Source organism: Crenobacter intestini, assembly GCF_004919095.1.
Taxonomy (GTDB): Bacteria; Pseudomonadota; Gammaproteobacteria; order Burkholderiales; family Chromobacteriaceae; genus Craterilacuibacter; species Craterilacuibacter intestini.
The window spans coordinates 94141-113486 of sequence record NZ_STGJ01000010.1 but is presented as its reverse complement, the minus strand read 5'-3'; the positions used below and the strand labels follow the sequence as shown (position 1 = coordinate 113486).

The following is a 19346-nucleotide window of genomic DNA, read 5'->3' as shown; positions in this document are numbered from 1 at the left end:
AAGGGCGCGATTCTACGCCCGCGCGCCCCGGGCGGCCAGAGCCGCCCGCGCTTTTACCCACAGCGCATTGCCGGCGAGCGCGATGGTTCACAATGCCATCTTGCTCGTCGTATCATCGCGCCAGCAGCCGGCATCCGCCACGCCTAACAGAACAAGCAGCCATAGCGACTTCAGCCCACCCATGTTTTCCAAGATCCTCGCCCACTTCAGCGCCAAAGACGCGCAAGGAGAAACCGCCGCCATGGAACTGACCGCACAGACCGTACTCGATGCCGTGAGTACCCTCGTCGACCCCAACACAGGCAAACCCTACGTCGCCGGCAAGGCGATCAAGCCGCCGCGCATCGACGCGCACACCCTCGCACTCGACGTGGTGCTGCCCTACCCGGCCGCCAGCCAGCTTGACGCCGTGCGCGAGCGCTTCGAGGCGGCGCTTGCGCCCATCGCGGGCGGACGCAAGGTCGAGGTGACGGCCAGAAGCCAGATCGTCAGCCACAGCGTGCAGCGCGGCGTGCCGCTTCTGCCCGGCGTCAAGAACATCGTGGTGGTCGCCTCGGGCAAGGGCGGCGTCGGCAAGTCGACCACCGCGGTCAACCTGGCGCTGGCGCTCGCGGCCGAGGGCGCGCGGGTCGGCTTGCTCGACGCCGACATCTACGGCCCGTCGCAGCCCCTGATGATGGGCGTCGCCGACGCCAAGCCGGAATTGCTCGAAGAGAAGGGGCTCGCCCCGGTGCTCAGCCACGGCGTGCAGGTGATGTCGATCGGCTTTCTGGTCGACCCCGACCAGGCGATGGTGTGGCGCGGCCCGATGGTCAGCCAGGCGCTGCAGCAACTGTTGAACGACACCCGCTGGGACGACCTCGACTACCTGGTCATCGACATGCCGCCGGGCACCGGCGACATCCAACTGACGCTGTCGCAAAAGGTGCCGGTCACCGGTGCCATCGTCGTCACCACGCCGCAGGACATCGCGCTCCTGGACGCGCGCAAGGGCTACACCATGTTCCAGAAGGTCGGCGTGCCGGTGCTGGGGCTGGTGGAGAACATGGCGATCCACGTGTGCTCCAACTGCGGCCACGCCGAACACATCTTCGGCGAGGGCGGCGCGTCGAAGATGGCGGCCGACTTCGGCGTCGAGGTGCTTGGCGCGCTGCCGCTGGACATCCGTATCCGCGAGGCGGTCGACGCTGGCACGCCGACCCTGGTCGCCGACCCGGACGGGGAACTGGCCGCCACCTACAAGGCGATCGCGCGCAAGGTCGCGGTCAAGGTCGGCGAAAAGGCGCAGGACTTCTCCGGTCGCTTCCCGAAGATCGTCATCCAGAACGGCTAAAGGCCGCCGGCGCGGGCATGCCCGCGCCGCTTTCAGACACACCCAGGCAGGATTCAAGGCATGATCGGCATGTTCGATTCGGGACTCGGCGGGTTGTCGGTGTGGCGTGAGCTCACCCGGCAGTTGCCTGACGAGCCGGTCATCTACTTCGCCGACCGCGCGTGGTGCCCGTACGGGCCGCGCTCGCATCAGGAGATCGCCGCGCGCAGCGAGCGCATCGCACGCTGGCTGTTCGACCAGGGTGCAAGCTCGCTGGTGATCGCGTGCAACACGGCGACCAGCGCGGCGGCGGCGCCCTTGCGCGCACGCTACCCGCACGTGCCCATCATCGGCATGGAGCCGGCGATCAAGCCCGCCGCGCTCGCGACCGAGACCGGCGAGATCGCGGTGCTGGCCACCCGCGCGACGCTCGCCGGCGACAAGCTCGAACAGCTGGCCGCGCGCTACCGCCAGCAGGCGCGCATCCGCCTGTTGCCGGGCGACGGCTTTGTCGAGGCGGTCGAGGCGGGCGAGCTGGATACCCCCAACGCTCGCCAGGTCGTCGCGCGCGCGCTCTCGCCCCTCGCCGGCACCCGCACCGACCAGATCGTGCTCGGCTGCACCCACTACCCCTTCCTCGCGCCCCTGATCGCCGAAGCGGCGCCGCAGGCGACGCTGATCGACCCGGCTTCCGCCGTGTGCCGTCAGGTGCACCGCCTCATCGCGCTGAACGCGCTGGAGACGCCCGCTAGCGAGCCGCCCCGCTACCGCTTCGTCACCACCGCCGGCGCCCCGGACATGCAGGCCTTCATCGGCCGGGTGCTCGGCCGCGACGCGCGCGTCGAGACGCTGGCCCTAGACTGAACGCGCGCCCAGCGCCGCGATGCGTTCGATCGCCTCGGCGAGCCGCTCGATGCCGGTGGTGTACGCGATGCGCAGGTGCGCGCCGGCGCGGTGCGTGCCGAAGTCCGTCCCCGGCGTCAGCGCGACGTTCGCCTCCTCGAGGATGCGCGCGCAGTAAGCGTAGCTGTCGCCCGTCACCGCGCTCACGTCCGCGTACACGTAGAACGCGCCGTCCGGCCTCACCGGCAACTGCCAGCCAAGCCTGGGCAGCGCCGCCAGCAAGAAGTCGCGCCTGGCCGCGAACACTTGGCGGCGGCGCTCGACCTCCTCGGCCACCTCGGGCGTGAACGCGGCCAGCGCCGCCTGCTGCGCGATCGCGCTCGGGCACAGGAACAGGTTCTGCGCGAGGCGGATCGCCGGTTCGACCAGCGCGTCGGGCACCACCAGATAGCCCAGCCTGAAGCCGGTCATCTGCCAGGTCTTGGAGAAACTGTTGATCACCAGCGCGTCCGGCGCAACGGCGAGCGCACTGACCGGCGCACCGTCGTAGCTGAGCCCCTGGTAGATCTCGTCGACGATCAGCCCGGCGCCCCTCTCCTTGCACAAGGCCCCGAGCGCGGCGACCTCAGCAGCGTCAAGCGAAGTGCCGGTCGGGTTGGCCGGCGTCGCGACCATCAGCGCGCGCGTATGCTCGCGCCAGGCCTCCCGCGCGAGCGCGGCGTCCAGCTGGTAGCGGGTGGCCGGCCCCACCGCGACGCTTTGCACGTCGCCGCCCAACAGGTGCACGAAGTGGCGGTTGCACGGGTAGGTCGGGTCGGCCAGCAACACGCCATCGCCCGGCGACACCAGCAGCGACAAGGCGATCAGGAGCGCGCCGGATGCGCCCGGCGTCACGATCACCCGCGCGGGGTCAAGTTCCACGCCCTGGCGCCGGTAGTCGGCCGCGATCGCCTCGCGCAGCGCCGGCAAGCCCTGCGCCGGCGTGTAGAAGGTCTGCCCGGCGCAGAGCGCCGCCTGCGCGGCGTCGATGATGGGCTGCGGCGTCGGGAAGTCCGGCTCGCCGATCTCCAGGTGGATCACGTCTCGCCCCGCCGCCTCCAGCGCGCGGGCGCGCTCGAGGATCGCCATCACCTCGAAAGGCGCGATATGCGCCAACCTTGCTGCCAACTGCATGTCGCCACCCATGACGAAATAATATCGATCTGACCACAGTTCGCCGCCGCCCACCAGCGGCGCATGAAAATGCCCCGGACGCGCCGGGGCATTGGCGGTAGCTGCCGCTGCGGCTCAGCTCTGGCCGAAGTACTTGTCGTGGATGGACTTGAAGGTGCCGTCTTCCTTGACCTTGCGGATGCCGGCGTTCAGCTTGTCCAGCAGCGCCTGGTCGCCCTTGCGCACGGCCATGCCGTAGTACTCCTTGTCGAAGTCGATGCCCTCGACGATGTCGAGCTTGTCGGCGCCGTTGTACTTGATGAAGTTGGCCACCACGCCGTTGTCGCCGATGGACGCCTGCACGCCGCCGTTCTCCAGCTCCTTGAGCGCGAGTTCGAGCGACTCGAAGCGCTTGATGTCGGTGCTGGTCGCGCCCAGCAGCTTCTGCGCGATGGTGTCGCCGGTCGAGCCGGTCAGCACCGAGACCTTCATGCCCTTGAGCGCCTCGGCGTTGGCGATCTGCTTGCCCTTGGGCAGCACCACCAGCTGGGTCGCCTCGAAATAGGGCTCGGTGAAGTCCATCGACTCCTTGCGCTGCTCGGTGATAGTGATCGCCGACATCAGGAAGTCGCTGTCACCGTTGGAGAGGCCGTTGAAGATCCCTTCCCACGGGGTGTTGCTCATCTGAACCTTGATGCCGGCCGCGTCGGCCACCGCCTGCGCAAGCTCGATCTCGAAGCCCTGCAGCTTGCCGTCGGCGCCGACCGACTCAAACGGCGCGAACGCGGCGTTCACGCCCATGCGGTAGACCTGCGGCTCGGCTGCAGCCTGCGCAGGTTCGGCCTCCTGCTTGCCGCCGCATGCGGCGAGCACGACCGAGAGTGCGACCATCGTTGCCTTGACCCAGTGTTTCATGACTTGTCCCTTCGACTTTGTTGGCGGGCCCGTTCGGACGGGATAATTTATTCAAATTGGCTAATCAGGATAAAGCAAAAGCTGCCAACAGTCTGCAAGTTGCCAAGCAAAAAATATCAAAAAACAGGAGGTTCAGCGCAGGAAAGCCTGAAGACCCCACCATCGGTGGTGGCGGAGCGCGGCGGCGCGGCCTATGTTGTCTATGGCCACCGTGCGCCACCGACAAGAGAGGGAACAAGATGAAGACGATCATGCTGGTCCTGATGGGGACCTTGCTGCTGTCCGCCTGCAACACCATGGCGGGGATGGGTCAGGATGTCTCGGCGGCGGGAAGCGCCGTCAGCAACGCGGCCGACGACGTGAAGGCCAAGATGTGAGCGGCAAGCGGCTGCGGGCTTAACAGCCGGCAATGATAGGTAGATAATCAGGCAAACGCCGCCGTATCCCGGCAGCCTGGCGCGGGACGGCGGCGCAGCCACCAGGAGTCGAACATGCCCGTCCTGCTTGGTCTTGCCCTTGCCCTGCACGCCTGCTGGCCGGTCCTTGGCCGCCAGCTCAAGGGGGTCGCCGTCACGCCCCGCCACTGCCAGCTCGCACTTATTGCCGGCTGCGTCGAGATCGGCATCGCCGGCCTCCTGCTCGCCTCGCACGACGCGCTCGCCGTCTGGCTGTTTGCCGCGCTGCCAAGCGCGGTCTACCTCGCCGCCGTCTCGATCGATGTGCTCAGCGCCGACGCGTAAGCGTCAGCGCCGCCGCCAGCTCATCCAGAACTCCCCGCCGGAAAACACCGGCAGGCTGTCGTCCATCGCCTCGCACTCCACGCAGTCGAACGCGCCGCCCAGCAAGTCGTCAAGCGCCTGCCGGCTCGCGCCGAACGGCGGCCCCTTCGGCCGCTCGGCGATAAAGAACGCGCCGGCAAGCCACCCGCCGGGGCGGACCAGGCGCGCCATCGCCTCGGCGTACGCCGGCCACAACCGGGGCGGCAACGCGCACAGGAAGGCGCGCTCGTATACCCAGTCGTAGTGCCCGGCCAGCGCGAACACGTCTGCCTGGCGCACATGGCGTGCGTAGGGGCCGAGTGCGTCGCGCGCGGCCGCGAGCGCGGCCTCGCTGAAGTCGACGCCGTCCGGCGCAAAGCCGGCGTCGGCAAGATAGGCTACCTCGTAGGCGGCGCCGCAACCGGGCAGCAATACGTCCCTGCCCGGCTGTTGCCGCGCAAGGAAGGCCGCCAGAGCGGCCGGGATGGCGCCCGCGCTGTCCCAGGGCTTCACCCCGCCCAGATAGCGGGCTTCCCAGAAGTCGGGCCGGCTGCTGTCCTGTGCCATGTCTGTTTCACGCGAAAATAAATGAATATAGCAGCAAACAAAAAAAGGCGGCCGTCACGGCCGCCAATGGCTCTTCCTTCCTGCAAGAACTACTTGCCGCCCCGGGTACGCTGGTAAATGACCATCAGGATCACGCACACGATGACGGTCGTCACCCCGATCACCGCCAGACTCGCGACACCGACCTCGTCGGACAACAACTGACGCCACAATTCCATCTCGACCTCTCGATAATGTCATTTGGATTAACGTCAGATTAGATGACCGCGCCCATGGCAGGGTTGACCAAGGTCAAGCCACGCCCACTTTCCGCGCCGGCGCGGGCACAGGCTGGCCGCGCCGATGCATGCATCGCCACACCCATGAAAAACGCCCCGCTAGGCGGGGCGTTCAGGCAGACCGGCGGGTGCCGGATCAGATCATGTTCTTGCTCTTGAGCAGTTCATACATGGTCTTGCCGATTTCGGCCGGGCTACGGGTGTAGGCGATGCCTGCTCGCTCGAAGGCCTTGAACTTCTCTTCGGCCGTACCCTTGCCGCCGGAGATGATCGCGCCGGCGTGGCCCATGCGCTTGCCCTTCGGCGCGGTGACGCCGGCAATGTAGCCGACCACCGGCTTGGTCACGTAGGCCTTGGCGAACTCGGCCGCTTCTTCTTCGGCCGAGCCGCCGATCTCGCCGATCATCACGATCGCGTCGGTGTCCGGGTCGTCCTGGAACAGCTTGAGCGCGTCGATGTGGCTGGTGCCCGGGATCGGGTCGCCGCCGATGCCGATACAGGTCGACTGGCCGAGGCCCAGCGCGGTGGTCTGCGCGACGGCTTCGTAGGTCAGCGTGCCGGAGCGCGACACGATGCCGATGCGGCCCGGGTTGTGGATGTGCCACGGCATGATGCCGATCTTGCACTCGCCCGGGGTGATGATGCCGGGGCAGTTCGGGCCGATCAGGCGCACGCCCGCTTCGTCGACGGCCTTCTTCACGTACAGCATGTCCAGCGTCGGCACGCCTTCGGTGATGCACACCACCAGCTTCACGCCAGAGTCGATCGCCTCGAGGATGGAGTCCTTGGCGAACGCTGCGGGTACGTAGATCACCGAAGCGTCAGCCTGGGTCTCGCGCACCGCATCCTTCATGGTGTTGAACACCGGCAGGCCCAGGTGCTCGGAACCGCCCTTGCCCGGGGTCACGCCGCCCACCACCTTGGTGCCGCACTTCAGCGCCTGCTCGGCGTGGAACGTGCCGTTCTTGCCGGTGAAACCCTGCACCAGCACCTTCGTGTCTTTGTTAACGAGAACGCTCATCTTGATTTCCTTGTTCGGTGCTGGTTTTTACAGGGCGGCGACCGCGGCGACGATCTTCTCGGCCGCGTCGTTCAGGCCCTGCGCGGAGGTCAGCTTCAGGCCGGACTCTTCCAGCAGCTTGGCGCCCAGCTCGGCGTTGTTGCCTTCCAGACGGACGACGACCGGCACGGTGACGTTGACTTCCTTCACGGCGGCGATGATCGCCTCGGCGATCATGTCGCAGCGCACGATGCCGCCGAAGATGTTGATCAGCACGCCCTTGACCGAGCTGTCGGCCAGGATCAGCTTGAACGCCTCGACCACGCGTTCCTTGGTGGCGCCGCCGCCGACGTCCAGGAAGTTGGCCGGCTGGCCACCCTTGAGCTTGATGATGTCCATGGTCGCCATCGCCAGGCCGGCGCCGTTGACCATGCAGCCGATATTGCCTTCCAGCGCGACGTAGTTAAGGTCGAACTCGGACGCCTTCACTTCACGCTCGTTCTCCTGGCTCTTGTCGCGCAGCGCGGCAAGGTCCGCGTGGCGGAACAGCGCGTTGGAGTCGAGGTTGATCTTGCCGTCGACGCAGGCGAGTTCGCCGTTCTCGCGCAGCGCGAGCGGGTTCACTTCGAACAGGGCGAAGTCGTTCTCGACGAAGGCCTGGTAGGCGCCCAGCATCAGCTTGCTGAACGCGGCGACCTGGCCGCCCTTCAGGCCCAGCGCGAACGCGGCGTCGCGGGTCTGGAACGGCTGCATGCCGACCAGCGGGTCGACTTCGATCTTGATGATCTTCTCCGGGGTTTCCTCGGCGACCTTCTCGATCTCGACACCACCTTCGGTCGACACCATGAACACCACGCGCTGGCTGCCGCGGTCAACCACCGCGCCCAGGTACAGTTCGCGCTCGACCGGGTACATGTCCTCGCACACCAGCACCGAGTTCACCGGCTGGCCGGCCGCGTCGGTCTGGTAGGTGACCAGGTTCTTGCCGATCAGCGTCGCGGCGACGTCGGCCGCCTCTTCGCGGGTCTTCACGACCTTGACGCCGCCGGCCTTGCCGCGGCCGCCGGCGTGCACCTGCGCCTTGACGACGGCGAACTTGCCGCCGAGGGTGTCGTACGCCGCAGCTGCCTCTTCCGGCGACTTGGCCAGAATGCCCTTTTGCACCGGCAGGCCGTAACGGGCCAGCAGCTCTTTAGCTTGGTATTCGTGCAGGTTCATCTATGGTTTCCTCTTATGGATTCGGGCAGCCGGCACAAGGCCACCCTCAGCTGTACCCCCGGGTCTCCCCTCGGGCCAGGACTTACGCTACGGGTGATTCTTCAGGCCGCGAACACGGTGCGGATCACGACAATCATCGCGCCACCGGCCGCGGCGACAATCAGCGGTCCCTTCAGCCGGCGGCGCGCGGCCGCCGACATCAGGAACACCGACACGGGAAAGGTCGCGCCGGCCAGAAACAGGCGCACGCCCCTGACGCGGTCGTACACCGACGCTTCGTCGAACGCCACCTTGACCGCCCACATCGCGCCGGCCACCACCAAAAGCACGCCGAGCATCACCGCATTGGCAATCAGGTCCGCCATGGTCCCTTCCCCTCGCCGCGCTTAGCCGTGCAGCGCGCGCTTGTCGGCTGCCAGCGCCGCCTCGTGCACCACTTCGGACAGCGACGGGTGCGCGTGGACGATGCGGGCCAGGTCTTCGCTCGCCGCCTTGAATTCGAGCGCGAGCACGCCCTCGGTCACCAGTTCGGACACCATCGGGCCGATCATGTGCACGCCGAGGACGCGGTCGGTCTTCGCGCAGGCGAGCAGCTTGACGGTGCCCTGCGCGTGGTCGAGCCCCAGCGCGCGGCCGTTGGCGGCGAAGCCCGAGGTGCCCTTCTTGTACTCGATGCCTTCGGCCTTCAGCTGCTCTTCGGTCTTGCCGACCCAGGCGATCTCGGGGCTGGTGTAGATCACCCACGGGATCGCGCCGAAGTCGACGTGAGGCTTCTGGCCGGCGATGCGCTCGGCCACCGCGACGCCCTCTTCGGACGCCTTGTGCGCCAGCATCGGGCCGCGCACCACGTCGCCGATCGCCCACATGTTCGGCAGGTTGGTGTGGCAGTGCTCGTCGACCACGACAAAGCCGCGCTCGTCGACCTGCAGGCCGACGTTGCCGGCGCCCAGGCCGTCGGTGTTCGGCACGCGGCCGATCGAGACGATCAGCTTGTCGAACTCGGCAAGCTTCTGCTCGCCGTTCAGCTCGTAGGCGACGGTCACCTTGTCGCCCAGGTTCTTGATCTCGCCGATCTTCACGCCCAGCTGGATGTCGAGGCCCTGGTCACGGGTGAAGGTGCGCAGCGCCTCCTTGGCGATCTGCTGGTCGGCTGCGGCGAGGAAGGTCGGCATCGCCTCGAGGATGGTCACCTCGGCGCCCAGACGCTTCCAGACCGAACCCATCTCCAGGCCGATCACGCCGGCGCCGATCACGCCCAGGCGTGCCGGCACGGCGGTCAGGTTCAATGCGCCTTCGTTGTCGAGCACGGTCACGTTGTCGACGGCGACGCCCGGCAGCGGACGCGGACGCGAACCGGTGGCCAGGATCACGTGGGTCGCGTGCACGGTGTCGACGACCTTGCCGTCGACGGCCACCTCGACCACCCAGCGCTCGTTCTCGCGCGACTTGAGCGAAGCGACGCCGTGCAGGCTGGCGACCTTGTTCTTCTTGAGCAAGAAGCCGATGCCGCCGGTGAGCTTGTCGACGATGCCGTCCTTGCGCTCGATCATCGCCGGCACGTCGATCTTCACGCCTTCGACGGTGATGCCGTGGCGCGCGAAGTCGTGCTGCGCGGCGTGGAAGTTCTCGCTCGACTGCAGCAGCGCCTTGGACGGGATGCAGCCGACGTTCAGGCAGGTGCCGCCGAGCGCGGGCTTGCCGCGCTTGCCGACGAAAGCGTCGACGCAGGCGGTCGAGAAGCCCAGCTGGGCCGCGCGGATGGCGGCCACGTAGCCGCCGGGGCCGCCGCCAATCACGACGACGTCAAACTGTTGACTCATGGTTTCCCCTTGTTGTGCCCGGTGCGCCACGCGCGCCGGGTCAGGATGTCTTGCTTACGGTCAGAAGCAGCAGGCCAAAACCGATCATGAACAGGGTGAGGATGATCTTGCCGAACAGCGAGAACCAGTCCTCCTTGACCCCCATGCTGCGCTTCTTCACCGTCAGGAAGGCCAGCGCGAAGCCGGCGAGGATGGAAGCGATTCCGTAGAACCAGTCAGGGATAGTCATAAAGCTCCGTTCATGTCTTGCGGCGGCCCGCCGCGCGAACGCGGCGGGCCGTCTGGATTACAAATCAAGGATGAGGCGGGCCGGGTCTTCCAGCAGGTCCTTGATGGTCACCAGCGTCAGCACCGCCTCACGGCCATCGATGATACGGTGGTCGTAGGAGAGCGCAAGATACATCATCGGGCGCACCACCACCTGACCATTTTCAACGACCGCGCGGTCCTTCGTCGCGTGCATGCCCAGGATGGCCGACTGCGGCGGGTTGATGATCGGGGTCGACATCATCGAGCCGAAGGTGCCGCCGTTGGTCACCGAGAAGGTGCCGCCGGTCAAGTCTTCCAGCGCGAGCTTGCCGTCGCGCGCCTTCACGGCGAAGTCGGCAATCTGTTTCTCGATCTCTGCGATCGACATCTGGTCGGCGTTGCGCAGGATAGGCACCACCAGGCCGCGCGGGCTGCCCACCGCGATGCCGATGTCGAAGTAGCCGTGGTAGACGATGTCGTTGCCGTCGACCGAGGCGTTGACCACCGGGTACTTCTTCAGCGCGGCGACCGCGGCCTTGACGAAGAAGGACATGAAGCCGAGCTTGACGCCGTGTTCCTTCTCGAACTTGTCCTTGTACTTGGCGCGCAGGTCCATCACCGGCTTCATGTTCACTTCGTTGAAGGTGGTGAGGATGGCGTTCTGCGACTGGCTCTGCAGCAGGCGCTCGGCGACGCGCTGGCGCAGGCGGCTCATCGGCACGCGCTGCTCCGGGCGGTCGGACAGCAAGGCGCCGACGTTGACGGCAGCCGGGGTCGACGCGAGCGCGGTGCCGCTGGCAGCGGCCGCCGGCGCGAGCACCGGGCCGGCCTGCGCCGGCGCGGCCGGGCGCGCGGCCGCCGCGGCGGCGACGTCTTCCTTCAGGATGCGGCCGTCGCGGCCGGAACCGGCCACCGCGCCGAGGTTCACGCCGGTCTCGGCGGCGAGCTTGGCGGCGGACGGCATCGCGGCACCACCGGGTGCGGCCGCCGGGGCGGCGGCGGCCACCGGAGCGACCACGGCGGCGGCCGGGGCGACGTCACCTGCCTTGGCGGCGGTGTCGATGCGCGCCAGCAATTGGCCGGAGACGACGGTCGCGCCATCCGCTTCGATCAGCTCGACGATCACGCCGGCCTGCGGTGCCGGCAGTTCGAGCACGACCTTGTCGGTCTCCAGGTCGATCAGGTTCTCGTCGCGGGCGACGGCTTCGCCGACCTTCTTGTGCCAGCTCATCAGGGTGGCTTCGGACACGGACTCGGGCAGTTGCGGGACTTTGACTTCGATGATCATGTTCTTCTCCGTGCGGGGCCGGCCACCGGCCCCGCCTTGCAGGTCAGGTGTTGTCTTACTTGCCGAACGACAGGGCTTCTTCGACGAAAGCCTTCAGTTGCGCGACGTGCTTGCTCATGTAACCGACTGCCGGCGACGCCGAAGACGGGCGGGCGGCGAACGACAGCGCCTGCTTGGCGCCCATCAGGTCTTCCAGGCGGTGGCGGATCTGGTACCAGGCGCCCTGGTTCTTCGGCTCTTCCTGCACCCACTTCACTTCGCGTGCGTTCGGGTAGCGCGCTAGTTCGGCGGCGAGCTGTTCGGTCGGGAACGGGTAGAGCTGCTCGATGCGCACGATGGCGACGTCCTGCTCGAGCTCGCGCTCCTTGCGGCCGGCGACGAGGTCGTAGTAGACCTGGCCCGCGCACAACAGCACGCGCTTGACCTTCTTCGGGTCGGCCATGCCGGTGTCGCCGATCACCGGGCGGAAACTGCCCTGGGTCAGGTCTTCCAGCGGGCTCATCGAGTCCTTGAAGCGCAGCAGGCGCTTGGACAGGAAGATCACCAGCGGCTTGCGGTACGGGCGCAGCATCTGGCGGCGCAGCAGGTGGAACATCTGCGCGGCCTCGGACGGCATCACCACCTGGATGTTGTGCTCGGCGCACAGCTGCAGCCAGCGCTCGAGGCGGGCCGACGAGTGTTCCGGGCCCTGGCCGTCGTAGCCGTGCGGCAGGATGTTGGTCAGGCCGCACAGCCGGCCCCACTTGGTTTCGCCGGAGGCGATGAACTGGTCGATCGCGACCTGCGCGCCGTTGGCGAAGTCGCCGAACTGCGCTTCCCAGATCACCAGCTGGTCGGGCGCCGAGCACGCGTAGCCGTACTCGTAGGCGAGCACCGCTTCCTCGTTGAGGATGGAGTCGATCACCAGGAAGTCGCCCTGGTTGTCCGACATGTTGCGTAGCGGCACGTAGGCGCCGTCGTCCCACTTCTCGCGGTTCTGGTCGTGCAGCACGGCGTGGCGGTGGCTGAAGGTGCCGCGGCCGGAGTCTTCGCCGGAGATGCGCACGCCGTAGCCGGACTCGACCAGGCTTGCGTAGGCGAGCGTCTCGGCCGCGCCCCAGTCGACCGGCTGCTCGCCGTTCGCCATCGCGACGCGCGCCTTGAGCACCTTGTCGACGGTCGAATGCAGCTTGAAGCCTTCCGGCACCTGGGTGAGCTTGGCGGTCAGGCGCTGCAGGTCGGCCTGCGGCAGCGAGGTGTCGGTCGGGTGCGCCCAGTGGGTGCCGAAGAACGGCGTCCAGTCGAGCGCGAAGTCGCGGTGGTAGTTGGTCAGCACGGTCTGTTCGACGTGCTCGCCCTTGTCCAGCGCGTCGCGGTAGGCCTGGATCATCGCCTGCGCCTCGTCGGCGGAGAGCACGCCCTCGGCGGCCAGGCGCTCGGCGTACAGCGCGCGCGCGCCCGGGTGCTTGGCGATCTTCTTGTACATCATCGGCTGGGTCAGGTACGGGTCGTCACCCTCGTTGTGACCGAGCTTGCGGAAGCAGACGAGGTCGATCACCACGTCCTTGTTGAACGTCATCCGGTAGTCGAGCGCGGCCTGCATCACGAAGCACACCGCTTCCGGGTCGTCGCCGTTCACGTGGAAGATCGGCGCCTCGATCATCTTGGCGACGTCGGTACAGTAGGTCGTCGAACGGATGTCGCGGGTGTCCGAGGTGGTGAAGCCCACCTGGTTGTTGATCACGATGTGCAGCGTGCCGCCGGTACCGTAGCCGCGGGTCTGCGACAGGTTGAAGGTGCCCTGGTTGACGCCCAGGCCGCCGAAGGCGGAGTCGCCGTGCAGCAGCACCGGCACCACCTGGCGGCGCTCGGCGTCCTTGCGGCGCTGCTGGCGCGCGCGTACCGAGCCTTCGACCACCGGGTTGACGATCTCGAGGTGCGAGGGGTTGAACGCCAGCGACACGTGCATCGGGCCGTTCTGGGTCGGGATGTTGGACGAGAAGCCCATGTGGTACTTCACGTCGCCGGAGGCCAGTTCAACCGCCGGCTTGCCCTCGAACTCGGCGAACAAGTCGCGCGGCAGCTTGCCCAGCGTGTTCACCAGCACGTTCAGGCGGCCGCGGTGCGCCATGCCGATGATCAGTTCCTGCACGCCCTGCTCGGTGCCGTGCTGGATCAGGTGGTCAAGCGCGGCGATCATGCTCTCGCCGCCTTCCAGCGAGAAGCGCTTCTGGCCGACGTAGCGGGTGTGCAGGTAGCGCTCGAGCGTCTCGGCGGCGGTGATCTGCTTGAGGATACGGCGCTTCTTGTCGGCGTTGTAGCGCGGGGTCGACAGTTCGCCCTCGAAGCGCTTCTGCACCCAGTGCTTCTCGGCGCTCTGCGTCACGTGCATGTACTCGACGCCGATATTGCCGCAGTAGGTCTGCTTCAGGCGGGCGAGGATCTCGGACAAGGGCAGCTTCTGCGGGCCGACCAGCGACCCCACGTTGTACTGCACCGCCATGTCGGCGTCGGTCAGGCCGTGGGTGGCCGGGTCAAGCTCGGGCACCTGCGCCTGGTCCATGCGCTTCAAGGGGTCGAGGTTGGCGTGGCGCGAGCCGAGCACGCGGTAGGCGGAGATCAGCTTGAGCACCGCGACCTGCTTTTGCATCGACTCCCACTCGGCGACCGGGCTGACGCGCTGGCCGGCGGCGGGCTTCTTGGCCAGCTCGACGAAGGACTGCTGGATCGGCGCGTGCGGCACGTCGCGCTCGGCGGCACCCGGCGCCTGCGCAAGCTTGTCGAAGTAATCGCGCCACTGGTCGGGAACTGTCGTCGGATCGGCGAGGTACTGCTCGTACAGTTCCTCGATAAAGGGGGCATTCCCACCGAACAGGTAGGAATGACCGTACATGGATTGCATCATGGGTTGGACCCTTTGATTCGGTTGTTGACTGCTACCAGAAGCGCTCTGGCAAGTGGCCCCACTTGCCGCAGCGCTCCCCGGAGAAAAAGGCTGGCCGCCTGGGCGGCCAGCCTGCCAGGCTTAGCGGTCCGACAGCTGCTGCACGTCGCGGCGCGGGGCGCCGGTGTACAGCTGGCGCGGACGGCCGATCTTCTGCTGCGGGTCGGAGATCATCTCGTTCCAGTGGCTGATCCAGCCGACGGTACGCGCCAGAGCGAAGATCGGGGTGAACATCGACACCGGGATGCCGATCGCGGAGAGCACGATGCCCGAGTAGAAGTCGACGTTCGGGTACAACTTGCGCTCGATGAAGTACGGGTCTTCCAGCGCGATCTTCTCCAGCGCCATCGCCAGCTTGAACTTCGGGTCGTCCTGCAGGCCCAGTTCGCCCAGCACCTCGTCGCAGGTCTGTTTCATGATCGCCGCGCGCGGGTCCATGTTCTTGTACACGCGGTGGCCAAAGCCCATCAGCTTGTAGCGCTTGTCCTTCACGCCCTGCATGAACTCGGCGACGTTGTCGACACTGCCGATCTCGTCGAGCATCTTCAGCACGGCCTCGTTGGCGCCACCGTGCGACGGGCCCCACAGGCAGGCGATGCCGGCGGCGATGCACGCGAACGGGTTGGCACCGGACGAACCGGCCAGGCGCACGGTCGAGGTCGACGCGTTCTGCTCGTGGTCAGCGTGCAGGGTGAAGATGCGGTCGAGCGCGCGCGCGAGCACCTTGTTCACCACGTACTCTTCGCACGGGGTGGAGAACATCATGTGCAGGAAGTTCTCGGCGTAGGTCAGGCCGTTCTTCGGGTAGGAGAACGGCAGGCCCTTGTTGTAGCGGTATGCCTGCGCGGCGATGGTCGGCAGCTTGGCGATCAGGCGGTGCGCCGACACTTCGCGGTGGTGCGGGTCGGTGATGTCCAGCGAGTCGTGGTAGAAGGCGGAGAGTGCGCCGACCACGCCGACCATCACGGCCATCGGGTGCGCGTCGCGGCGGAAGCCCTTGAACACGGTGAACAGCTGGTCGTTCAGCATGTTGTGGCGCAGGATCTTCCTGTCGAAGTCGGCCTTCTGCGCCGGCGTCGGCAGCTCGCCGTTCATCAGCAGGTAGCACACTTCGAGGTAGTCGCAGTGCTCGGCCAGTTGTTCGATCGGGTAGCCGCGGTAGTAGAGCTGGCCCAGGTCACCGTCGATGAAGGTGATCTTCGACTCGCACGAGGCGGTGGCGAGGAAGCCCGGGTCGAAGGTGAACATCCCGGTCTTGCCGAAGGTGCGGATGTCGACGACTTCCGGACCCAGGGTACCGGCGAGCACCGGCATTTCGATGGTATCGCGGCCTTCGTTGAAGGTCAGCGCAACTTTCTTGTTGGTTTCCACAGCTTAACTCCCATGTGATGGTTGGTGCAGCCCGCTCTTAAACGGAACGCAGCATGGCGACGATGGGTGCCAGTTCGGCATCTTCTGTGTCGGCCTTGCCGTTAACGAGATCCAGAAAATCGGTGTCCGGCAGCTCGAGCAGCCGCGTGTACGCGGCAAACTCGGCCGGGGTCAGCGCGTCGTAACGCGTCTCGAGGAACCGGGTCAGCACCAGGTCCAGTTCGAGCAGCCCCCGGCGCGAGCGCCAGCGGATCCGTTTCTTTTCGATCGGATCGATTTCACTCATACCGCGCGCTTGACCATCAGGTCCTTGATCTTGCCGATCGCGCGCGTCGGGTTCAGCCCCTTCGGGCAGACGTCGACGCAGTTCATGATCGTGTGGCAGCGGAACAGGCGGTACGGGTCTTCCAGGTTGTCCAGACGCTCGTTGGTCGCCTCGTCGCGGGTGTCAGCGATAAAGCGGTAGGCGGCCAGAAGGCCCGCCGGGCCGACGAACTTGTCCGGGTTCCACCAGAAGCTGGGGCACGAGGTCGAGCAGCACGCGCACAGGATGCACTCGTACAGGCCGTCGAGTTCCTTGCGGTCCTCCGGCGACTGCAGGCGCTCGCGCTCGGGCGCCGGCGAGTTGTTGACCACGTACGGCTTGATCGAGTGGTACTGCTTGAAGAACTGCGTCATGTCGACGATCAGGTCGCGGATCACCGGCAGGCCCGGCAGCGGGCGCAACTCGATCGGCTGCTTGAGGTCGCGCACGTCGGTCAGGCAGGCGAGGCCGTTCTTGCCGTTGATGTTCATCGCGTCCGAACCGCACACGCCCTCACGGCAGGAGCGGCGGAACGACAGCGTCTCGTCCTTGACCTTGAGCTTGACCAGCGCGTCCAGCAGTTTGCGGTCGGTCGAATCGATCTCGACCGCGATGTCCTGCATGTACGGCTTGTTGTCCTTCTCCGGGTTGTAGCGATAGACGCGGAACTGGATGGTTTCGGTAGTCATGGGTCTGTCGCCTCAGTAGGAACGGGTCTTCAGGGCAATCGTCTCGACGGACAGCGGCGTCAGGTTGACCGGCTTGTACTCCAGGCGGTTGCCGTCGCGGTGCCACAGCGTGTGCTTGAGCCAGTTCTGGTCGTCGCGGCCGTTCGGGGTCGCCTCGCAGTCGATCGCGTCGTCGCGCACGTGCGCGCCGCGGCTCTCGGTGCGCGCGTTGGCCGAGATCATGGTCGCCTTGGCCACCTCGATCAGGTTTTCCAGCTCGAGCGCCTCGATGCGCGCGGTGTTGAACACCTTGGACTTGTCGGCAATCTCGGTGGTCTTGACCATCTGTTCGACCTTGAGGATCTCCTCGACACCCTTGGCCAGCATGTCCTTGAAGCGGAACACGCCGCAGTGCGTCTGCATCACGCGCTGCATCGCCGAACGCGCCTCGTGCACGTTGGTGCCGTTCTGCTGGCCGTCCAGGCGCGCCACGCGGGCGAGCGAGCGCTCGACGTCACCCATCGCGAGTTCCGGCAGGTCGGCCGGCTGGGTCTTGATGAACTCGATCATCGAGTTGCCCGAGCTCTTGCCGAAGACCAACAGGTCGAGCAGCGAGTTGGTACCGAGGCGGTTGGCGCCGTGCACCGACGCGCACGCGCATTCGCCGGCGGCGTAGAAGCCCTTGACGATCGCGGAGTGGTTGTCGGTGGTCGACAGCGTGACCTCGCCCTTGAAGTTGGTCGGGATGCCGCCCATCTGGTAGTGGCAGGTCGGCACCACCGGGATCGGCGCCTTGATCGGGTCGACGCCGGCGAACTTGATCGAGATCTCGCGGATGCCCGGCAGCTTGGACATGATCACCTCGGGGTCGAGGTGGGTGATGTCGAGCAGCACGTGGTCCTTGTTCGGGCCGCAGCCGCGGCCTTCGTTGATCTCGGTGACCATCGCGCGCGACACCACGTCACGCGAGGCGAGGTCCTTGGCGTTCGGCGCGTAGCGCTCCATGAAGCGCTCGCCGTCCGCGTTGCGCAGGATGCCGCCTTCGCCGCGCACGCCTTCGGTGATCAGCACGCCCGCGCCGGCGACGCCGGTCGGGTGGAACTGCCAGAATTCCATGTCTTCCAGCGGGATGCCCGCGCGCGACGCCATGCCCAGGCCATCACCGGTATTGATGAAGGCGTTGGTCGACGAGGCGTAGATGCGGCCGGCGCCGCCGGTGGCGAACAGCGTCGCCTTGGCCTGGAACACCACCACTTCGGAGGTTTCCATTTCCATGGCGACCACGCCCTGCACCGCGCCGTCCTCGTCGCGGATCAGGTCGAGCGCCATCCACTCGACGAAGAACTGGGTGTTGGCGCGCACGTTGCGCTGGTACAGCGCGTGCAGCATCGCGTGGCCGGTACGGTCGGCCGCCGCGCACGCGCGGCGCACCGGCTTCTCGCCGAAGTTCGACATGTGGCCGCCGAACGGACGCTGGTAGATGGAACCGTCGGCGTTGCGGTCGAACGGCATGCCGAAGTGCTCGAGTTCGACGACGACCTTGGGCGCCTCGCGGCACATGAACTCGATCGCGTCCTGGTCACCCAGCCAGTCCGACCCCTTGACGGTGTCGTACATATGCCAGTGCCAGTGGTCCTGCTCGGAGTTGCCGAGGCTGGCGGACACGCCACCCTGTGCGGCGACGGTATGCGAGCGGGTCGGGAAGACCTTGGTGATCACGGCCGTTTTCAGGCCGGCTTCGGACAGTTGCAGCGCCGCGCGCAGGCCGGCACCGCCCGCCCCCACGATTACCGCATCGAAATGACGAACAGGAATGCTCATTACAGGCCCCAGACAACTTTAACCGAGTACATGAAACACGCGACCAGCCACACGATGGTGAACACGTGCAGGGTCAGGCGCAGGCCGACCGGCTTGACGTAGTCCATCCACACGTCGCGGATGCCGACCCATACGTGCAGGAACAGCGCGAGCAGCGTCACCTGGGTGAAGATGCGCACCCAAGTCTCGCTGAACAGCGCCTTCCAGCCGTCGAAGTCGGAGGGGATGGACAAGAGCAGCAGCACCAGCGCGACGGTGTAGGCGACCATGATCACCGCGGTGACGCGCTGCATCAGCCAGTCGCGCAGGCCGTAGTGCGCGCCGATAACGTGACGATTTACCATACGAGAACCCCCAGGATCACGGTCAGGGCCAGACTCACGGCGAGCACCGCCTTGGCGGTGGCGCGAGCGGTTTCAAGTTCCAGGCCCTTGTGGACGTCGAGGAACAGGAAGCGGATGCCGGCGCAGAAGTGGTGCAGGTAAGCCCACAAAAAGCCGATCAGCACCAGTTTCATCAGCGGATGGGCGATGACGGCGCGGAAGGTTTCGAAGTCCGCGGCTGAGCTCAGAGAGCCGGCGAACAGGTACATCAGAAGAGGCAGGGAGAGAAAGAGCGCGACACCACTGACCCGGTGCAGGATCGAGACAATGCCCGGCACGGGCAGCCTGATCTTGGCCAGGTCGAGGTGCTTCGGTCGTTGCTTCTGCATATGGCTTCCTAAGATTGCTTCTTGACCAAGCGGTTGTAACCAGGCTCCGCAAAACGAAGCCGCCGAGGCGGTCGACCGTCCGGTCTCCACACCCGATTCGTCATATTGATGCAATGCACTGCATGCAATATGACCGAACGATTCTAA

The 19346-nt window shown here is 66.5% G+C and carries 21 protein-coding genes; 4 read left to right on the top strand and 17 right to left on the bottom strand.

The genetic code is table 11. The features are described 5' to 3' along the window. Positions 1-241: 241 nt before the first annotated feature. Positions 242-1333, top strand: a complete 1092-nt coding sequence (apbC, locus tag E5K04_RS10260) for an iron-sulfur cluster carrier protein ApbC (RefSeq protein ID WP_136553774.1) — start codon at positions 242-244, stop codon at positions 1331-1333. 60 nt (positions 1334-1393) lie between these two features. Next, positions 1394-2176, top strand: coding sequence for a glutamate racemase (gene murI, locus E5K04_RS10255; protein ID WP_136553680.1), 783 nt, complete (start codon positions 1394-1396; stop codon positions 2174-2176). Here murI and E5K04_RS10250 read toward each other — a convergent pair. Both E5K04_RS10250 and E5K04_RS10245 read right to left on the bottom strand, forming a co-directional pair. Then, complete coding sequence (locus E5K04_RS10250) at positions 2168-3328, bottom strand: aminotransferase class I/II-fold pyridoxal phosphate-dependent enzyme (protein WP_136553678.1); 1161 nt, start codon at positions 3326-3328, stop codon at positions 2168-2170. The genes murI and E5K04_RS10250 overlap by 9 nt on opposite strands. Before the next feature lie 114 nt (positions 3329-3442). Further along, positions 3443-4222 carry a basic amino acid ABC transporter substrate-binding protein gene (locus E5K04_RS10245; RefSeq protein ID WP_136553676.1) on the bottom strand — a complete coding sequence of 260 codons (780 nt, stop codon included), beginning with the start codon at positions 4220-4222 and terminating at the stop codon, positions 3443-3445. Between the two features lie 239 nt (positions 4223-4461). Between E5K04_RS10245 and E5K04_RS10240 the strand changes: the two genes are divergently transcribed. Together E5K04_RS10240 and E5K04_RS10235 are read left to right on the top strand one after the other, a co-directional pair. Then, positions 4462-4599: an entericidin A/B family lipoprotein gene (locus tag E5K04_RS10240; RefSeq protein ID WP_136553674.1), complete on the top strand. Its 138-nt coding sequence runs from the start codon at positions 4462-4464 to the stop codon at positions 4597-4599. A gap of 114 nt (positions 4600-4713) precedes the next feature. Continuing rightward, entirely contained in the window at positions 4714-4962 is a 249-nt protein-coding gene (locus E5K04_RS10235; RefSeq protein ID WP_136553672.1) for a hypothetical protein, read from the top strand. Positions 4963-4965: 3 nt separating this feature from the next. On the opposite strand, the gene E5K04_RS10230 is transcribed toward E5K04_RS10235, so the two are convergent. The 15 genes from E5K04_RS10230 to sdhC all read right to left on the bottom strand — a co-directional run bounded on the left by E5K04_RS10230 (position 4966) and on the right by sdhC (position 19199). Continuing rightward, entirely contained in the window at positions 4966-5547 is a 582-nt protein-coding gene (locus tag E5K04_RS10230; RefSeq protein ID WP_136553670.1) for a methyltransferase domain-containing protein, read from the bottom strand. A gap of 89 nt (positions 5548-5636) precedes the next feature. Then, positions 5637-5765: a DUF3149 domain-containing protein gene (locus E5K04_RS10225; protein ID WP_136553668.1), complete on the bottom strand. Its 129-nt coding sequence runs from the start codon at positions 5763-5765 to the stop codon at positions 5637-5639. Between the two features lie 196 nt (positions 5766-5961). Beyond that, positions 5962-6846 carry a succinate--CoA ligase subunit alpha gene (gene sucD / locus E5K04_RS10220; protein WP_136553666.1) on the bottom strand — a complete coding sequence of 295 codons (885 nt, stop codon included), beginning with the start codon at positions 6844-6846 and terminating at the stop codon, positions 5962-5964. Between the two features lie 27 nt (positions 6847-6873). Then, the gene (gene sucC / locus E5K04_RS10215; protein WP_136553664.1) at positions 6874-8043 is read right to left on the bottom strand and encodes an ADP-forming succinate--CoA ligase subunit beta; all 1170 of its coding nucleotides are present in this window, start codon (positions 8041-8043) and stop codon (positions 6874-6876) included. Between the two features lie 101 nt (positions 8044-8144). After that, complete coding sequence (locus E5K04_RS10210) at positions 8145-8408, bottom strand: hypothetical protein (RefSeq protein ID WP_136553662.1); 264 nt, start codon at positions 8406-8408, stop codon at positions 8145-8147. A 21-nt stretch (positions 8409-8429) separates the two neighbouring features. After that, positions 8430-9863, bottom strand: coding sequence for a dihydrolipoyl dehydrogenase (lpdA, locus tag E5K04_RS10205; protein ID WP_136553660.1), 1434 nt, complete (start codon positions 9861-9863; stop codon positions 8430-8432). Positions 9864-9903: 40 nt separating this feature from the next. Continuing rightward, positions 9904-10092, bottom strand: coding sequence for a hypothetical protein (locus tag E5K04_RS10200; protein ID WP_136553658.1), 189 nt, complete (start codon positions 10090-10092; stop codon positions 9904-9906). 57 nt (positions 10093-10149) lie between these two features. Then, positions 10150-11400, bottom strand: coding sequence for a 2-oxoglutarate dehydrogenase complex dihydrolipoyllysine-residue succinyltransferase (gene odhB, locus E5K04_RS10195; protein ID WP_136553656.1), 1251 nt, complete (start codon positions 11398-11400; stop codon positions 10150-10152). 55 nt (positions 11401-11455) lie between these two features. Further along, entirely contained in the window at positions 11456-14284 is a 2829-nt protein-coding gene (locus E5K04_RS10190) for a 2-oxoglutarate dehydrogenase E1 component (protein WP_136553654.1), read from the bottom strand. Positions 14285-14404: 120 nt separating this feature from the next. Continuing rightward, positions 14405-15694, bottom strand: coding sequence for a citrate synthase (gene gltA, locus E5K04_RS10185; protein ID WP_136553652.1), 1290 nt, complete (start codon positions 15692-15694; stop codon positions 14405-14407). A gap of 37 nt (positions 15695-15731) precedes the next feature. After that, complete coding sequence (locus E5K04_RS10180; protein WP_136553650.1) at positions 15732-15980, bottom strand: FAD assembly factor SdhE; 249 nt, start codon at positions 15978-15980, stop codon at positions 15732-15734. Continuing rightward, on the bottom strand, positions 15977-16687 hold the full coding sequence (locus tag E5K04_RS10175) for a succinate dehydrogenase iron-sulfur subunit (protein WP_136553648.1): 711 nt from the start codon (positions 16685-16687) through the stop codon (positions 15977-15979). Before E5K04_RS10175 ends, E5K04_RS10180 begins: the two co-directional genes overlap by 4 nt. A gap of 12 nt (positions 16688-16699) precedes the next feature. Beyond that, entirely contained in the window at positions 16700-18487 is a 1788-nt protein-coding gene (gene sdhA / locus E5K04_RS10170; protein WP_136553646.1) for a succinate dehydrogenase flavoprotein subunit, read from the bottom strand. Then, positions 18487-18831 carry a succinate dehydrogenase, hydrophobic membrane anchor protein gene (gene sdhD, locus E5K04_RS10165; protein WP_136553644.1) on the bottom strand — a complete coding sequence of 115 codons (345 nt, stop codon included), beginning with the start codon at positions 18829-18831 and terminating at the stop codon, positions 18487-18489. The genes sdhA and sdhD overlap by 1 nt, the downstream gene beginning before the upstream one ends. Continuing rightward, positions 18825-19199 carry a succinate dehydrogenase, cytochrome b556 subunit gene (sdhC, locus tag E5K04_RS10160; protein WP_136553642.1) on the bottom strand — a complete coding sequence of 125 codons (375 nt, stop codon included), beginning with the start codon at positions 19197-19199 and terminating at the stop codon, positions 18825-18827. The genes sdhD and sdhC overlap by 7 nt, the downstream gene beginning before the upstream one ends. Between the last annotated feature and the right edge of the window lie 147 nt (positions 19200-19346).

What these genes read in the sequence shown, in the direction of transcription:
- apbC (WP_136553774.1), top strand. Translation starts at nt 242, where the DNA reads ATGGAACTGACCGCACAGACCGTACTCGATGCCGTGAGTACCCTCGTC.
- murI (WP_136553680.1), top strand. Translation starts at nt 1,394, where the DNA reads ATGATCGGCATGTTCGATTCGGGACTCGGCGGGTTGTCGGTGTGGCGT.
- E5K04_RS10250 (WP_136553678.1), bottom strand. Translation starts at nt 3,328, where the DNA reads ATGCAGTTGGCAGCAAGGTTGGCGCATATCGCGCCTTTCGAGGTGATG.
- E5K04_RS10245 (WP_136553676.1), bottom strand. Translation starts at nt 4,222, where the DNA reads ATGAAACACTGGGTCAAGGCAACGATGGTCGCACTCTCGGTCGTGCTC.
- E5K04_RS10240 (WP_136553674.1), top strand. Translation starts at nt 4,462, where the DNA reads ATGAAGACGATCATGCTGGTCCTGATGGGGACCTTGCTGCTGTCCGCC.
- E5K04_RS10235 (WP_136553672.1), top strand. Translation starts at nt 4,714, where the DNA reads ATGCCCGTCCTGCTTGGTCTTGCCCTTGCCCTGCACGCCTGCTGGCCG.
- E5K04_RS10230 (WP_136553670.1), bottom strand. Translation starts at nt 5,547, where the DNA reads ATGGCACAGGACAGCAGCCGGCCCGACTTCTGGGAAGCCCGCTATCTG.
- E5K04_RS10225 (WP_136553668.1), bottom strand. Translation starts at nt 5,765, where the DNA reads ATGGAATTGTGGCGTCAGTTGTTGTCCGACGAGGTCGGTGTCGCGAGT.
- sucD (WP_136553666.1), bottom strand. Translation starts at nt 6,846, where the DNA reads ATGAGCGTTCTCGTTAACAAAGACACGAAGGTGCTGGTGCAGGGTTTC.
- sucC (WP_136553664.1), bottom strand. Translation starts at nt 8,043, where the DNA reads ATGAACCTGCACGAATACCAAGCTAAAGAGCTGCTGGCCCGTTACGGC.
- E5K04_RS10210 (WP_136553662.1), bottom strand. Translation starts at nt 8,408, where the DNA reads ATGGCGGACCTGATTGCCAATGCGGTGATGCTCGGCGTGCTTTTGGTG.
- lpdA (WP_136553660.1), bottom strand. Translation starts at nt 9,863, where the DNA reads ATGAGTCAACAGTTTGACGTCGTCGTGATTGGCGGCGGCCCCGGCGGC.
- E5K04_RS10200 (WP_136553658.1), bottom strand. Translation starts at nt 10,092, where the DNA reads ATGACTATCCCTGACTGGTTCTACGGAATCGCTTCCATCCTCGCCGGC.
- odhB (WP_136553656.1), bottom strand. Translation starts at nt 11,400, where the DNA reads ATGATCATCGAAGTCAAAGTCCCGCAACTGCCCGAGTCCGTGTCCGAA.
- E5K04_RS10190 (WP_136553654.1), bottom strand. Translation starts at nt 14,284, where the DNA reads ATGATGCAATCCATGTACGGTCATTCCTACCTGTTCGGTGGGAATGCC.
- E5K04_RS10180 (WP_136553650.1), bottom strand. Translation starts at nt 15,980, where the DNA reads ATGAGTGAAATCGATCCGATCGAAAAGAAACGGATCCGCTGGCGCTCG.
- E5K04_RS10175 (WP_136553648.1), bottom strand. Translation starts at nt 16,687, where the DNA reads ATGACTACCGAAACCATCCAGTTCCGCGTCTATCGCTACAACCCGGAG.
- sdhA (WP_136553646.1), bottom strand. Translation starts at nt 18,487, where the DNA reads ATGAGCATTCCTGTTCGTCATTTCGATGCGGTAATCGTGGGGGCGGGC.
- sdhD (WP_136553644.1), bottom strand. Translation starts at nt 18,831, where the DNA reads ATGGTAAATCGTCACGTTATCGGCGCGCACTACGGCCTGCGCGACTGG.
- sdhC (WP_136553642.1), bottom strand. Translation starts at nt 19,199, where the DNA reads ATGCAGAAGCAACGACCGAAGCACCTCGACCTGGCCAAGATCAGGCTG.